Consider the following 723-nt stretch of genomic DNA (forward strand, 5'->3'; position numbering starts at 1 on the left):
TCTCGGCCGCGGCCGCCTACGCCGAGGAGCTGGCCCGCGCGGCCGGTCCCGAGAACCACGGCGCGGTGCCGTCCTTCGACGTGCTGATGCTGGGCGTCGGCCCGGACACCCATGTGGCCTCGCTCTTCCCGGAGCTGCCGGCCGTGCGGGAGACCGAGCGCACGGTGGTGGGCGTGCGCGGTGCGCCCAAGCCCCCGCCGACCCGGGTCACCCTCACGCTCCCGGCGATCCGCGCGGCCCGTGAGGTGTGGCTGCTCGCGGCCGGCGAGGACAAGGCCCAGGCCGCGGCGATCGCCCTGTCCGGAGCGGGCGAGATCCAGGCCCCGGCCGCGGGAGCCCGGGGACGCGCCCGCACCCTGTGGCTGCTGGACTCGGCGGCGGCCTCGCAGCTGCCGAGGTCGCTGTACCCGCCGGCTTCGTCGTAACGCCTTCTCCGCAACAGCGGTCGACGCCGGGTCCCCTGCAGGGACCCGGCTTCGACTCGTTCAGCGCACCGTCAGAAGAGACGCTCCGGTCCTGGCCGCCTCACCGTCGGCCGCGCAGCTCCCGGTACTCGGCGACGAGAGCCCGGGTGGACGCGTCCAGGCCGGGGACGTCGGCGCCTTCGGTGAGGGCGGGCTCGACGCGCTTGGCGAGGACCTTGCCGAGCTCCACGCCCCACTGGTCGAAGGAGTCGATGTTCCAGATCGCGCCCTGTACGAACACCTTGTGCTCGTAGAGGGC

1 protein-coding gene and 1 pseudogene are annotated in these 723 nt (G+C 74.6%); one reads left to right on the plus strand and one right to left on the minus strand.

Going from position 1 to position 723, the window contains the following annotated elements:
- Window positions 1-425, plus strand: a 425-nt coding sequence (gene pgl, locus ACN6LD_RS41785) for a 6-phosphogluconolactonase (protein ID WP_445045895.1), incomplete at its 5' end; no start/stop codon positions are given.
- A 100-nt stretch (window positions 426-525) separates the two neighbouring features.
- Here the strand turns inward: pgl and ACN6LD_RS41790 are convergent.
- Window positions 526-723, minus strand: a pseudogene (locus ACN6LD_RS41790) (glucose-6-phosphate isomerase); the annotation flags it as partial.

It is taken from the genome of Streptomyces sp. SAS_272 (assembly GCF_052543235.1).